16 protein-coding genes and 1 pseudogene are annotated in these 12,569 nt (G+C 70.7%); 10 read left to right on the top strand and 7 right to left on the bottom strand.

The window, feature by feature from the left end; genetic code table 11:
* Positions 1–517 precede the first annotated feature (517 nt).
* Positions 518–766: a fatty acid desaturase gene (locus EJ357_RS24685; RefSeq protein WP_407698415.1), complete on the top strand. Its 249-nt coding sequence runs from the start codon at positions 518–520 to the stop codon at positions 764–766.
* 29 nt (positions 767–795) lie between these two features.
* Here EJ357_RS24685 and EJ357_RS24690 read toward each other — a convergent pair whose 3' ends face one another.
* The 6 genes and pseudogenes from EJ357_RS24690 to EJ357_RS48435 form a co-directional block, all read right to left on the bottom strand.
* Complete coding sequence (locus tag EJ357_RS24690) at positions 796–1,242, bottom strand: STAS domain-containing protein (protein ID WP_175647511.1); 447 nt, start codon at positions 1,240–1,242, stop codon at positions 796–798.
* 234 nt (positions 1,243–1,476) lie between these two features.
* Entirely contained in the window at positions 1,477–3,216 is a 1,740-nt protein-coding gene (locus EJ357_RS24695; RefSeq protein WP_228472581.1) for a SpoIIE family protein phosphatase, read from the bottom strand.
* 192 nt (positions 3,217–3,408) lie between these two features.
* Positions 3,409–3,762, bottom strand: a pseudogene (locus EJ357_RS24700) (PRC-barrel domain containing protein); the annotation flags it as partial.
* Between the two features lie 60 nt (positions 3,763–3,822).
* Entirely contained in the window at positions 3,823–4,095 is a 273-nt protein-coding gene (locus EJ357_RS24705; protein WP_126393721.1) for a hypothetical protein, read from the bottom strand.
* Between the two features lie 129 nt (positions 4,096–4,224).
* Positions 4,225–4,767, bottom strand: a complete 543-nt coding sequence (locus tag EJ357_RS24710; protein ID WP_175647512.1) for a DUF5994 family protein — start codon at positions 4,765–4,767, stop codon at positions 4,225–4,227.
* Positions 4,768–4,874: 107 nt separating this feature from the next.
* Positions 4,875–5,045, bottom strand: coding sequence for a hypothetical protein (locus EJ357_RS48435; protein WP_175647513.1), 171 nt, complete (start codon positions 5,043–5,045; stop codon positions 4,875–4,877).
* Positions 5,046–5,361: 316 nt separating this feature from the next.
* On the opposite strand from EJ357_RS48435, the gene EJ357_RS24715 reads away from it, so the two are divergent.
* From EJ357_RS24715 to EJ357_RS24730, 4 genes are all read left to right on the top strand, one after another.
* On the top strand, positions 5,362–5,964 hold the full coding sequence (locus tag EJ357_RS24715) for a DUF5994 family protein (RefSeq protein WP_126393723.1): 603 nt from the start codon (positions 5,362–5,364) through the stop codon (positions 5,962–5,964).
* Positions 5,965–5,969: 5 nt separating this feature from the next.
* On the top strand, positions 5,970–6,236 hold the full coding sequence (locus EJ357_RS24720) for a hypothetical protein (RefSeq protein ID WP_126393725.1): 267 nt from the start codon (positions 5,970–5,972) through the stop codon (positions 6,234–6,236).
* 494 nt (positions 6,237–6,730) lie between these two features.
* Positions 6,731–7,102, top strand: coding sequence for an STAS domain-containing protein (locus EJ357_RS24725; protein WP_126393727.1), 372 nt, complete (start codon positions 6,731–6,733; stop codon positions 7,100–7,102).
* Positions 7,099–7,770, top strand: a complete 672-nt coding sequence (locus EJ357_RS24730) for a hypothetical protein (protein WP_175647514.1) — start codon at positions 7,099–7,101, stop codon at positions 7,768–7,770. Before EJ357_RS24725 ends, EJ357_RS24730 begins: the two co-directional genes overlap by 4 nt.
* Positions 7,771–8,031: 261 nt before the next feature.
* Here EJ357_RS24730 and EJ357_RS24735 read toward each other — a convergent pair whose 3' ends face one another.
* Complete coding sequence (locus EJ357_RS24735; RefSeq protein WP_126393729.1) at positions 8,032–8,697, bottom strand: class I SAM-dependent methyltransferase; 666 nt, start codon at positions 8,695–8,697, stop codon at positions 8,032–8,034.
* A gap of 103 nt (positions 8,698–8,800) precedes the next feature.
* Here EJ357_RS24735 and EJ357_RS24740 point away from each other — a divergent pair, with 103 nt between their 5' ends.
* From EJ357_RS24740 to EJ357_RS24760, 5 genes are all read left to right on the top strand, one after another.
* Positions 8,801–9,136 (top strand): ArsR/SmtB family transcription factor, encoded by a 336-nt coding sequence (locus EJ357_RS24740; RefSeq protein WP_126393731.1) that lies wholly within the window; start codon positions 8,801–8,803, stop codon positions 9,134–9,136.
* On the top strand, positions 9,136–9,849 hold the full coding sequence (locus EJ357_RS24745; protein WP_126393733.1) for a cation transporter: 714 nt from the start codon (positions 9,136–9,138) through the stop codon (positions 9,847–9,849). Before EJ357_RS24740 ends, EJ357_RS24745 begins: the two co-directional genes overlap by 1 nt.
* Before the next feature lie 76 nt (positions 9,850–9,925).
* Positions 9,926–10,711 carry a sulfite exporter TauE/SafE family protein gene (locus EJ357_RS24750; RefSeq protein ID WP_126393735.1) on the top strand — a complete coding sequence of 262 codons (786 nt, stop codon included), beginning with the start codon at positions 9,926–9,928 and terminating at the stop codon, positions 10,709–10,711.
* 617 nt (positions 10,712–11,328) lie between these two features.
* A complete protein-coding gene (locus EJ357_RS24755) occupies positions 11,329–11,760 on the top strand; it encodes a hypothetical protein (RefSeq protein ID WP_126393737.1) in 432 nt (143 codons plus the stop codon).
* Between the two features lie 72 nt (positions 11,761–11,832).
* Positions 11,833–12,483, top strand: a complete 651-nt coding sequence (locus EJ357_RS24760; protein ID WP_126393739.1) for a hypothetical protein — start codon at positions 11,833–11,835, stop codon at positions 12,481–12,483.
* The last annotated feature ends 86 nt before the right edge of the window (positions 12,484–12,569 follow it).

The raw sequence follows: 12,569 nt of genomic DNA on the forward strand, positions 1-12,569 counted from the left end.
CCGGGGGAGGCGGGCCTAGGCTGACGCAGTCCGGCCGTGCGCAGGAGTTTGCCGGAACGTCCACCGTTTCGGCAGCCCATGGGCCGCCTGCTCCCCGGCATACCGGGCAAGGACCGATTCGCCGCCACCGCAGGACAGTTGGCCCTGGCTCTCCTCGCCCTCCGGCAGCCTGCTTCGGTCACCTTCACCTCCCCTCGTCGCGAGACCCGCGCGGTGACATCCCGCCTGCCGTCGTGGGTCCGATGTGGGGCACCCGGCTCCCGACGGCGCGCCCGAGAAGGGGGGAGCGGCCGCCAAGGGGGCCTCAGGTGGCCGCCGTCGGGGCCGGGCGACCGGCGGCGGCCGTCGGAACGGCCTGACACTCGCGACCGAACGCGTCCAAGAACCCGTATGCGCATACTTGTGAAAACCACGTAGGTGCACACGGCACGGAAGGCGGTCCACCAGTTCGCCAAGGACTATGTCCTCTTCTGCGGACCTTCACGGAGGACGAGATCGAGGGCGAGACCCGCGGCCAATGGTACGAACGCCAGATCCGGGGTTCGGCGAACATCGACGGCGGCCTCCTTTCCACGTCCTCTCCGGCAACCTCGGCCACCAGATCGAGCACCACGCCTTCCTGGACCTGCCCAGCAACCGCTACGCCGAGGCAGCGCCCCGGGTGCGGGAGATCTGCGCCCGGTACGGGCTGCCGTACGTCACCGGGCCGCTCCGGCGGCAGTACGCGTCGATGTGGGGGCGTGTACTGCGCCATGCGCTGCCGTAGGCAGGGCTGCCACGGACTCACCGGGTACGTCACCCGGCCCCTCCGCCGTGCTGTCGTGTCCAGCGGCCCACCGCTCGACGGGAGGTGGTCGTTCCCTGCCAGGCGTCCTGGGCGCTCGCATAGGCGGGGAACCGGCCGAGCAGGCCGCCACCCAGCAGGACGAGGTCGATCCCGGGACTGGTGTGAACGACGCGTATCCAACCCTGCCGGGCACGGCAGTCGTCCCACGCCTCGTGCAGCGGCCCCAGGATGCTTCCGTCCGTGAAGGTCACCTCACTGAGGTCGACTATGAGAAAGATGCGCCCGCATCCGGCGCGGGCGCCTTCGAGGGCGTGCACCAGGGGTGCCACGGTGGTCAGGTCCAGCTCGCCGTGGGCGCGGACCATTCGGCATTCGCCGAACAGCGCGGGCGCGCGGGGAGGCTCGGTCGGCTCGGTCGGGTCAGCAGGGTCGGTCGGGTCGGGATGAGGGCACATGCGCCCCATCTCCTCTGTTCGGGTGGAGCTGCACAGTGCGCAGAGCCTCTGTTGCGCGGAACTGGCTGCACGGAGAGGGCCGAGGCCAAAGGCGACCGCACCACGAGCCTACTGGCATGGGGCGCCGTCCGGGATGCCTTGCACGAACAGGGCAGAGTGGCGGGCGTGGCCGGCCGGGTGCTGGACCACCTGCCCTGACGCCGCCGGGAACCGGTCGCGAGTGGATTCGCTTGGTCACGGCGTCGGCAGGCGCATGGCGAGCAGGGCCACGTCGTCGGTGCTGCCGGGCGGCATACGGGCGAGCAGTTGGTCGCACAGCGTGTCCAGCGGTGCCTGCGCGAGCGTGAGGGCGTGGCGGCGCAGTCGGTCCAGGCCGGTGTCGAGGTCGCTGCCGGGGATCTCGATCAGGCCGTCGGTGTAGAGCAGCAGGGTGGAACCCGGCGGCAGGGGCTGGGCCGCGTTCGGTCGGCCCGTGCCGGTGACCATGGGAGCGCCGAGGACCAGCCCCTGTCCGGCTTCGAGGTACCGCGCGTGTCCGCCGGGGGTCAGGAGGAGGGGCGGCGGGTGTCCGGCGCTGGTCCACCGCAGTGTCCAGGGGCCGGTGTGCGGGTGGCCTTCGACCCGGGCGAGGACGAGGGTGGCCATGGGGACGGTGGTGATGGCCGGCATGGCGTCGTCGAGACGGTCGACGACGGCGCCGGGCGGTCCGGTGTGGTCCCAGGCCAGTGCGCGCAGGATGCCGTGCAGTTGGGCCATGCCGGCCGCCGCGGTCAGGTCGTGGCCCACGACGTCACCGATGACCAGGGCGAGCGTGCCGTCCTTCAGCTCGAACGCGTCGTACCAGTCGCCGCCGACCTGGGAGCCGGCCGGGGCGGGCTGGTAGCGGGCGGCCAGCCGCAGGCGGCCGGGCTGGGGCAGCGGGGCCAGCAGGTTGCGCTGCATGGCTTCTGCGACGGCGCGCTGGCGGCCGAACCGCCGTGCGTTGTCGATGACCAGACCGACCCTGCGGCCGATGTCGCTCACCACCTCCAGGTCCTCGGTGTCGAAGGGGTGCGCCGGGTCGGTGCGCACCAGCGTGAGGGCGCCGGTGATCTGTCGCTTGGCGCCCAGCGGCACCGTGATGGCGGACGTCGCGTGCACCGTCCGCAAGAAGTCGCTGTGGACGGCGGCCAGGGGAGAGGCGGGTGGTGCGGCAGTCTCCGCCTCGTCCCGCTCGTTCTGCAGCACGGGATCGCCTCCGTTCAGCACCTGGACCAGAGGTGAGGAGGCCGCTTCCCCGGTCTCGGGAAGGCGCTTGCGCCCGCTCTCCAGTCCGGCGTCCCGGCCCGCCGGACCGGTCACCGCCACCCGGTGGACCTGCCCGGAACCGGTCCGGAGGTCCACCGCCGCCCAGTCGGCCAGACGGGGAACCAGCAGGCGGCACAACCGGGCGAGGGCCTCGTCGGTCTCCAGGGTCTGCCCCAATACGTCGGTGATCTCCGCGACCAGCGTCAGCCGCTCGTTGAGGTCCTCCAGAGCACTTGTATAGGCCGCACGTTCCCGGCGCGCGCTGCGGTCACCGGTGATGTCGGTGAACAGCACGACCATGCCCTTGAAGAAGCCGCCGTCCGTCAGGGGGGAAGCGGACCAGGAGATCGTGACCAGACGACCGTCACCACGCAGATAGCGGTCGCCCTCCCCGCGCGCGGCGGCCCCCTCGGCCAGCGACCGGAGCAGTAGGCACCGCTCCCGCGGGAGTGTGCCGCCGTCCGTGGCCCGGTGCAGCAGCTCGTGCGCGTCCTTCCCGCGCATGGCGGCGGCTGCTCGGCCCAGCAGCCGTTCGGCGGCCGGGTTGAGCGCGAGGATCCGTCCGGCCGGATCCACCACCATCAGGGCTGTGCTCAGCTGCTCGACGACCTGCCGCCAGAAACCCGGCTCGGCCGTCCGCCCCGACCACCCCTCACCTCCCGCACCGGGCACCGCGTCCTCCACCACACCGCCCTCCAGTCATGGCAGCCACCCACCGAAGACCGCAGGCGCATCAGGGGAACCTTCACACCGGTAACCGATCGTCTCCGTCAACCGATCGTCTCCGTCAACCGATGGTCTCCCGACAGGAACCCGCTCGCATGGCCGACACGGGGACCTGCCCGCCCCCACCCCCGCCGTGCCGCGTGCGTACGGCCAGCGGCGGGCAAGCTGACGTTCGCCGTTTGCTCCCGGCCGGTACGTCATGCCGTGGTGCCGGAAGATCTCTCCCTCCTGCCCGGCCGGCGGCAAGTCGTCCGTATCGATCGAGGGGGCTTTCCGTGCCTGTCCCCTGGCGTAGGAGGCCTTGACGTAGCCCGGCCCGAGAACCGCGTCGTCGAGGGGGACGAAGACCAGGCGGTGGCGGGTGGACAGCCCGGTCCGGACGGTGGCCATGGCCGGTGCGTCGGTGACCGTGCCCACATGGACCGCTTCGAGCATGTCGATCCTGTGCTGTTTCGGGCCGACCACGTCACGGTTGCGCCACCCGCGGATGTCGGCCGAACGGATCACGCCGCGCTCCTGTCCGAGAGCTCCGCCGGTGGTGCAACGACCCCGGCGTACACACACCGGTCAGCCGCGATCCTCCTCCTCGGCCTCCATGAGCCGAATTCCCTGATGCGTCAGCATGACGGTCGCGGGTGTGTCTCCATGGGCCCAGCGGACCGTGACGAGCCCTTCCTCCACCAGATAGGTGCAGGCCGCGGCCAGATCCTGCTCGGGGATCGCCAGATCGTCACGCAGCTTGGCCCCGGAGACGTCAGGGAGGCCGCTGCCTTCCATGCCCTCGTACAGGGTCTTCATGATCGCTTCGCGGTGGTTCTTCCGCTGGTGCAGTGTTGCCATGGTCGCCGCCACTCGTGCCGGGCTCCGAACCCGTCGCCTCAGGCAAGGGGAAGGCCACAGGTCACCGACTGACTCACTCAGTTCACTCTACTCCGGGCCGGGCTCGGGGGACCCGCTCACGATCACCGCTCATGACCAAGGCTTTTCGTATGCCGTGTGACGAGCGGGCACCGCCGCTCCCGGCTTTCCCGGCCCCTCCCCGCTTCCGTCACGGGCCTGTTCCGCCGTCAATAGCCCGGTCGCGGTCATCGGCGGACCGGTGTCCGCGCTCGCGGCGGCCATCAGCCGGGCGGCCGATGAGGCGCTGGTCTCCGGGGGGACCACCAGGAGGTCCCAGCGGCCCGCCGAGTAGGACAGCAGAACGATCCCGTGCGGATCCAGCTCTGTGGTGAACCAACCGACCTTCACCACATGGCCGTTGACGAAGATCCTGGGCGGGATGACCGGCCAGTGGCGGGGGTTGACCGCGATACGGGTGATCCGCCCCCACAGCGGATCCAGCACGTCCGCCAGGGCGGGGAGTTCGGCCGCGAGGTCACGTGAGCGGGGCCACCAGGCGCCGTCCAGTTCGGCGTGCCCCGCGGAAGGACCCTCGGACCTCAGCGCGAGGCGCGCGGTCGGGGCCCTGAAGGGAACGGCCCGTAGCCGGGGATGAGAGTTGATCGCGGACATGGCGCAAACCTGTCTCCGGACTCCCGCGTGAGGGCAGCGGCCCGGTGTCGTCGCTCGCCGGGAACGACACCGACGTGGAGCCGATGTGCGAAGTGCTCCCGATGAGTTCACGCTACTCCCGAAAGGAGCCGGGCGGACCGGACGGCGTGCCACAGGCCGAACTGCTCCTCTGCCAGGAAAGCGTTGCCGGTCGGCCGTGGCGGGTCCTCGGGCAGGACCGCCGTCGGTACGGGGACGGCCGGGATGGCCGTGGTGTCGAAGTCGCCGGGACGATCCACGCGGCGAGGTCCCACAGGGGCAGCGGGACGGCGCGTGTGCTCAGGTATTCCCTCGCGCGGGTCCGCGCGACGAATGCCGATCATCTCTTTCCACCGTCCGGCGAACAGGGCAGGTGCGGACTGTTGCCTCTGGGACGAATGTCCGGGGCGGGGCGCATGGGGCCGTTTCCCATTGGCAGTACGGTCCGTTGGGCCTGCCCGAGGAGTAGGCTGAAATCACCGAGGATATTTCGCACACCGGCTTCCAGGCTCGTGTCGTTTTCGGCGATTGAATACGCCGGGCCGGTAGCAGCCGGCCCGGGGCAGGGTTCGCGCCATGACTGCGACCATTTCCCTCCCGCCGACAGCCGAAGCCGATGACCGTTCGCCGCCCTCCTCGTCCTCGCTCCGTCTGTCGCTGGCCCCCGCCGGCCCCGCACCGGCTCTGCTGGACGGTGCATGGTGGCCCCGCTCCCGCGACCTCGCGGCCGAACTCCCCGCCCTGGCCGCCGTACTGGATCTGTTGTGGGGACGGATCACCCGAGTCACGGTGAACCCCACCCACTGGCCGGTCGTACCGCGCAAGGTGCCTGTTGCCGGGCACGTGGTGAAGGTGGGCTGGTTCCTGGCCGAGCAGGACCCGCACGAACTGCTGGTGCTCTCGTACCGGATGGGCCGCTGGAACCTCCTGGTGGTCCCGCCGCGGACGGCTCCCGTCTCGGCCGCCTGGCTGATGGCCGCCGCGAGCGACCCACTGGGCACGTCGACCGCGAGCCGGTTGATGGAGGAGGCGGCGCGCCTGCGGACGGTGTACGAGGCCGACCGGGCCGTGGAAGCGGTCTGGGACTCCGAAGGTGGCCATGAGGCGCGCGATCCGGCCGCATGTCACCGGACCTCGATCGAGCCCGCCGCGCTGCCGCATCAGCTGACGGGGAGGTGAGGACCGTGGAGACATTCGTGACCGTGATCGTGATCCTTGCGATGATCGCCCTCGGGGTGCTCCTCATCCACCTGCTCAACTCGCAGCACAGTGACCGCATCGCAGCCTTCCACTACGGCCGCTCCGGTACGCCTGTCCCGGGCCTGGGCCCCTCGGCTCGGCGGAAGGGCCGCGGCCGGGCGAGAGCGAGCAGCATCGCAGGCCGCGGTGCCCGTCGTGACGACGGGTCCGACCGACCGAGCCGACCGAACCGACAGCACCGCCCGAACTGACATCACCGCCCACAGCCCAAGACCCCGGTCGCAGCACCGCACATGGCAGGCCGGGGTCTCCCATGTCCTGTGCCCGCGAGCCCGGGAACGGCACAAGGCTGACAGGGAGGCCGATGAGCAGTCCGTCCGAAGCCGATCGGCTGGTTTCCGACCCAGATCGGCCCACACCAACCCACACCGGCCCCCGCCGACCCGACCCGTTCTGCCGGCCGGGCTTCCAACACCGCCGTCCGGGCCTCGGGCGGCACCGGCACCCGTCCAGGACACGATGTCCGCCGAGCACGGACCTTCCGTCCGACCCATGGCGCATCCCGGACGACCGATCCGCGATCCGCAACCGCGCTCGCCAACCCGGGCTGCCGGAGCGGCCGTTCACCCCTCACCCGCCCACGTCCCGTATCCGCGGCATGCCACGAGGGCCGAACCCGGCCCGAAGCCTGTCCAGCCCCGCTGCAACCTCCGCTGGGCTACTTCGTACGTCGAACCGAGGAGCCATGCCCCTTCCACAACTGAACGTCCACCGGCACGACCACGCCACCCGCGCACTGATCACCCTCACCGGAGAGATCGACCTGGCCACCGCCCCGCTCGTGCGCGCCGCACTGGCCGCATGCCTGCGCGACGGAATCCGCACCGCCGACGTCGATCTCACGGCGGTCACCTTCTGCGACGCCGGCGGACTCAACGCCCTACTCACGGCATCCCGGCTCGCCACCGATGCCGGAACGACCCTCCAACTGCACTACCCGCCACCGACCTTGGCCCGCATCATCGAGATCACCGGCTCAGGCTTCCTGCTCCACGACCCCCACGCCGTTCGACCACCGTCGCCTCGGGCTCCCGCCGCCGCGGGCGGTGCGCGATGACGGCCCCGCTCCGACGTGAGCCGCCAGGGGGCGCACCGACTCCCGCCCACGCGGTGCGCCTGCGCCGACTGAACCGCTGGCAGGCCGAGACCCTGCGGGAGGACCTGGCCGATCTGTACGTGGAGTCCTCCCGTGCGCAGGCAGGCCGGCAGTACCGGGGCCGGGAGGCGTTTCTGCGGCGGCTCACCCGTGACATCCGGCGACCCGGATTCGCGCTGCTGATGGCAGAGGACAGCGCCTTCGCCGGGTGTGCCTATGGATTCCCCGTACCACGCGAGGGGACGTGGTGGAGGGGGTTCGACGGGACCCTCCCGCAGAGCGTCGAACAGCTCACCGCGTCCGGCCACGTCTTCGCGGTCACCGAGATCGTGGTGCATCCCCACACGGACGACCAGGACCTCGCCCGGCGGCTCCAGCAACGCCTGCTCGCCGACCATCACGCCTCGCTCGGGGCGACGCTGGTCGACCAAGCCGACGTTCCGGACTGCGACGCCTTTCTGTCCTGGGGCTGGCAGGACATAGGGGCGATCCGTCGCCCGCCGGATCCCACGGTCCTGAGGCCATGGGCTCCTGTGCTGCTGCGGGCCATGATCCTTCCCCTCGGCCCACGCACGACTGCCCGCCCGGACGGCCTCGCTCACGAGAACCGCACCCAACGGCCCGACTGACCACCGGCGTACCGCCGGGCCGGGTGACAGCAGGGTCGCGCAGACACCGCGCACGTACGGTGCCCACCCAGCACTCACAGGCAGCAGTTGCGAGAAGCCGACGCCGGAGGCCGAGAGGCCCGTGAGGCTTAGGTGATGTCGGCTCCGTGGCTCCGGCCGAGCAGCGGCTGGGGGCACGGTGATGAGCCTGCTCGGACTCGGCAGGAGGGACCTGGCCCCAGCGACATCACGCTGTTCGGGCAGGGCAGCTGATCTCGGTGATCACCGGGGCAGCGTCTGAGTGACGCGCCACAGCCGACGCGGCAGCTCGCCCTCCTCGAAGGCATGGACCTCGTTCAGGGTCCAGCCGTCGGCAAGGGTGTCAACGAGGGCGCGGTCGAAGAAGTGCACGGCGAAGCCGCCGTGCTCGTAGATGTCGTCACCGTGGGCGATACCGGTGCCGTAGTGGGAGTCGCCAGTGTGGCGGACGGTATAGACGAAAGCGCCGCCGGGCCGCAGCACACGGCAGACCTCGCTGACCAGGGCGCGGATCTCCTTCGTGGACAGGGCCATGCACAGCAGCATGTGCGCGAACACCGCGTCCACCGAGGCGTCCGAAAGGGGCAGCGGGTCGCGAACGTCGTGCACGGCGGTTGTCACGCGACCGGCCACCCCCTGCTGCCGGGCTGCGACCCGCAGCTGGTCGAGGCCGGTGGCGGAGAAGTCGGTGGCCTGGATGATGAAGCCCTCGCGAGCGAAGTAGAGGGCATCGCGGCCGTGGCCGGCACCCAGTTCGACGACGCGACGGGCCCCGGTAGCACGGAAGACGCCAGCGGCGTGGACGGCAGCTGCCGACGGCTCCTCCCCGTACATGCCGGGGTGGGCGGTGTAGGTCTGCTGCCAGTGCGCCCGCTGCGCGTCTGCCAGGTCCTGCCCGTCATCCGTCACAGATTTCCTCCTGCCCGGTGGCGGGCCGCGCGGGCCCGCGATTCGTTCCCTCCCAATCTAATCCATGATTCCCTGAATTCAGGATTGGCTGTACTGTCGTGATGTGCTGACCGTTGCCTCCGACATCGAAGTGCTGGCCCGCTTCGGCCGTGCGCTCGCCGACCCCATCCGCTGCCGCATCCTGCTCGCCCTGCGCCAGGCCCACGCCTACCCGGCCGACCTCGCCGACCAACTCGGCATCTCCCGCACCCGGCTCTCCAACCACCTGGCCTGTCTGCGCGACTGCGGCCTGGTCGTCACCACGCCCGACGGCCGCCGCACCCGCTACGAACTCGCCGACGAACGCCTCGGCCGCGCCCTCGACGACCTGCGCGCCGCAGTGGTCGCGGTGGAGGCCGACAAGACCTGCCCGGACGCGGACACGAAGGGCTGCTGCTGATGACCGCGATATCCCTCGGGCCCTCCCCAGCCCGCCGCGAGGCGCTTGCCCGTCGGATACGGCTGCTGGTCGCCGTGACCATCACCTACAACGTCATCGAGGCCATCGCGGCCCTGACCGCGGGCACACTCGCCTCGTCCACCGCGCTGATCGGCTTCGGCCTGGACTCCGTCATCGAGGTCTCCTCCGCCGCCGCGGTCGCCTGGCAGTTCTCCGCCCGCGACCACGCGGTCCGGGAAGCCCGGGAGCACAGGACGCTGCGGATCATCTCAGTCTCGTTCTTCGCGCTCGCCGCGTACGTGACCGTCGACGCCGTCCGTGCCCTGGCCGGCACCGGCGAGGCGGACCGCTCCCTGCCGGGCATCGTGCTCGCCGCCCTCTCCCTGGCGGTGATGCCGTTCCTGTCCGCCGCCCAGCGTCGCGCCGGACGGGAACTCGGCTCGGCCTCCGCGGTCGCCGACTCCAAGCAGACCCTGCTGTGCACGTACCTCTCGGCCGTGCTCCTGGCGGGTCTGGTCCTCAACGCCACCCTCGGCTGGTCCTGGGCCGACCCCGTCGCCGCCCTGGCCATCGCCGCCATCGCCGTCAAGGAAGGCCGCGACGCCTGGCAGGGCAAAGGCTGCTGCGCCCCGACGGCTGTTCCCACGTCCACCCCGTCGAACGACGACGCGGACGCGTGCGGCTGCCAGCCCGGCTGCACCTGCTGCTCATGAACATCTCGTTGCAGACCACCCTCGCCCCCGTCCGAAGCGCCGATACTGCCCGGGGGATCGACAAGCGGGGGCGACGGTGGACCGGATATGGGCAGGAGGGCTGGCCGCCGGCCTTCTGATCGCGACCGTGACCGCCCCGGTCGGCGTGTCCGGGGCCGTGTTCCTTCTCCCGGTCCAGCTCACCGTCTTCGGCGTGCCCAACCCCGCCATCACCCCGACCAACCTGCTGTTCAACGTCGTCGCCGGACCCGGCGCCCTGTGGCGCTACCGCCACGGCGGCGCCCTGCGCGGCGACCTCGCCAGACGCCTGGTACTGGGCACCCTGCCGGGTGTCGTCCTCGGTGCCGCCATCCGCGTCTTCGCCCTCCCCGGCCCTGACGTCTTCCGGCTCCTGATCGCCGCCCTGCTGCTGCCGCTCGGCCTGTGGCTGTGCCTACGAACCCTCACCCCGGCCCACCACCGCCCGCCGCTCGCAGGTGAGTTGTCCGCACACACGCTCACCGGCCTTGCTCTGGCGGTCGGAGTAATCGGCGGAATCTACGGCATCGGCGGCGGCTCCCTGCTCGGGCCGATCCTCGTCGGACGCGGCCTGCCGATCGCGCGCGTCGCCCCGGCCGCGCTCGCCGCCACGTTCGCCACCTCCATCGTCGGCGCCGCCGCCTACGCACTGCTTTCGCTGGTGAGTCCAGGAGACGTCGCTCCTGACTGGTGGCTCGGGCTCGCCTGCGGCACCGGCGGACTGTTCGGCGGCTACATCGGCGCCCGCCTCCAACCCCGCCTTCCCGAACGAGCCCTACGCCTCCTGCTCGGCACCCTCGCCGCAGTCCTCGGCGCGCTGTACGCCTCGCAGAGCCTGAACTGAGCAGCCAAGAGCAGAGCCTGTCCTGACAAGCTGTCGGACTGCCGACGACCGCCCCCTTCGTCAGCAACGCGAACTTCCGCTTTGCGTACGCGATTTCACCAAGTCGACGCCATAGCGTGGTGCAGGTCACACGAAGTATGTCTCGCTATTCGAGATGGTCAACTGGATTGCTATGGGAAAGCGCCCGACAGTGGCGCTCAGGGCGCCCCTTTGCTGCGGGTTAGGGCACGCGGAGGATGCAAAACCCCGACCTTTCGGGCTCGGCATGACTCGGCTCGCAGGCGGGCTGAGTGGCCGCATCGCGACTGCACACGTCGACGCCGTGCCCCGTGTACGTGGTCCGCTGCGCGTCGAGCCTTCACCCCGGGCTGCGGCAACAGGGGCTCCCGGTGCTCGTTGACCTCGATAACCCCCGAGCTGCGGCGAAGCTCTGCCTGTATGCGCCAACCGCAACGCGATCACCCGGATCAGGGCCCTGTTCGACAGACCAACCCGTTGATCAGGTGCGCGGATGGCTTCTCGGTATTGATTAGTCGGTGGCTTCGACTCCCTGATCAACTCCGCGGCCCGGAGATTCGGTTGTGCCTGAACCCAACCGGACAGAAGGGAGCGGGGCCATGTCCCGTTCACTCCGCAAGAGATTCGCCGGCGCCCTGGCCGTCGCCGCCATGGTGGGTGGGTCGCTGACCCTGACCGCCACTGAGGCTGGTGCCGCCACCTTCCCTCCGCCTCGTCCCATCCCGCACGCCGCTTGCAACTCGCCCGTCTTCACCGCCTGTGTCGCGATCTCCAACCACAGCGTGGACGCGCACAGCTGGCGTATCAGTGTCACCGAGCCCAACGGCCACCGGTGGAACCGGTGCCTCCAGGGCAACCAGCCCGGCGAGACGAGCTACTACCCGAGCGTGTGGTTCTCCAACAGCGACCAGGTCTCGCTGACGGCCTTCCGCGGCGGGAGCTGCGAGGGATGGAGCCAGAACGACGACTGGTGGGGCGACTGGCGCTCGACCGAGGACCAGTACCACCTGATCGTCGTCAACAGGCACTGACCGCCGTACACCGCTCGCACCACCGGACCCTCTCCCCCCCCGTTGCCCCTCTCCCCGCAAGGAGCCACCCAAGTGCGTCCCCACGCTCTGACGACCCCCGCAGCAGAGCCCACAGTGAACGAGAAGCGCAGGAACCGCCGCTGGCCGGCGCCGGTGCTGAGCCTGGGTCTCGCCCCGCTCATCCTGCTGGCCTCGCCCGGCTCCGCCTCGGCGGACACCTGGTGCTGGAAGCCGGACGGCTACGACATCCGCAAGGGCGACACCACCTGGGCGAAGCCCCAGACCCAGGCCGCCAACACCTACCAGGACTGGGTGTGGCGCGGACCCACTTTCCGCTGCCCCACGAACTCACCCGGCTGCGGCTACCGCTGGGACGAGACGAAGACGACGGGCTGGCAGTGGTCGGTCGGCGTCAGCGTAAGCAACCCCGTCCCGTGGCTCAACCAGGTGCTGGCCAGCATCACCCCCTCCTACGGCCGCAACGGCTCCACGTCCACCACCTTCAGCTTCAGCACCAACCTGAACCCGGGGCAGTACGCCCAGCCGATCCAGGTCGTGGAGCGCCGCTGGACGAAGGGCACCTTCGTCGGCGCCTTCCGCACCGACCACTCCGGCTGCGGCAGGGGCGAGGAGCGGTACTGGTGGGACGGCAACCACGAGTGGGGCACCTGGCAGGCCAACCTCAAGGTCAACGACTACGGCACCTACAACATCTGGAACTGACGCCCCCAAGCCGGCCCGGCCCCGGTGTCCCTGCACCTGCACCGGGGCTGGGCCCCTGCCCGTTCGACCTCCGAACTCGTGAGGAC

Source organism: Streptomyces cyaneochromogenes, from assembly GCF_003963535.1.
Lineage (GTDB): Bacteria > Actinomycetota > Actinomycetes > Streptomycetales > Streptomycetaceae > Streptomyces > Streptomyces shaanxiensis.

Bases quoted from the DNA above. Each gene is read 5' to 3' on its own strand.
- EJ357_RS24755 (WP_126393737.1), top strand. From the start codon at position 11,329: ATGTCCCGTTCACTCCGCAAGAGATTCGCCGGCGCCCTGGCCGTCGCC.
- EJ357_RS24730 (WP_175647514.1), top strand. From the start codon at position 7,099: ATGACGGCCCCGCTCCGACGTGAGCCGCCAGGGGGCGCACCGACTCCC.
- EJ357_RS24685 (WP_407698415.1), top strand. From the start codon at position 518: ATGGTACGAACGCCAGATCCGGGGTTCGGCGAACATCGACGGCGGCCT.
- EJ357_RS24725 (WP_126393727.1), top strand. From the start codon at position 6,731: ATGCCCCTTCCACAACTGAACGTCCACCGGCACGACCACGCCACCCGC.
- EJ357_RS24710 (WP_175647512.1), bottom strand. From the start codon at position 4,767: ATGTCCGCGATCAACTCTCATCCCCGGCTACGGGCCGTTCCCTTCAGG.
- EJ357_RS24745 (WP_126393733.1), top strand. From the start codon at position 9,136: ATGACCGCGATATCCCTCGGGCCCTCCCCAGCCCGCCGCGAGGCGCTT.
- EJ357_RS24715 (WP_126393723.1), top strand. From the start codon at position 5,362: ATGACTGCGACCATTTCCCTCCCGCCGACAGCCGAAGCCGATGACCGT.
- EJ357_RS24690 (WP_175647511.1), bottom strand. From the start codon at position 1,242: ATGTGCCCTCATCCCGACCCGACCGACCCTGCTGACCCGACCGAGCCG.
- EJ357_RS24705 (WP_126393721.1), bottom strand. From the start codon at position 4,095: ATGGCAACACTGCACCAGCGGAAGAACCACCGCGAAGCGATCATGAAG.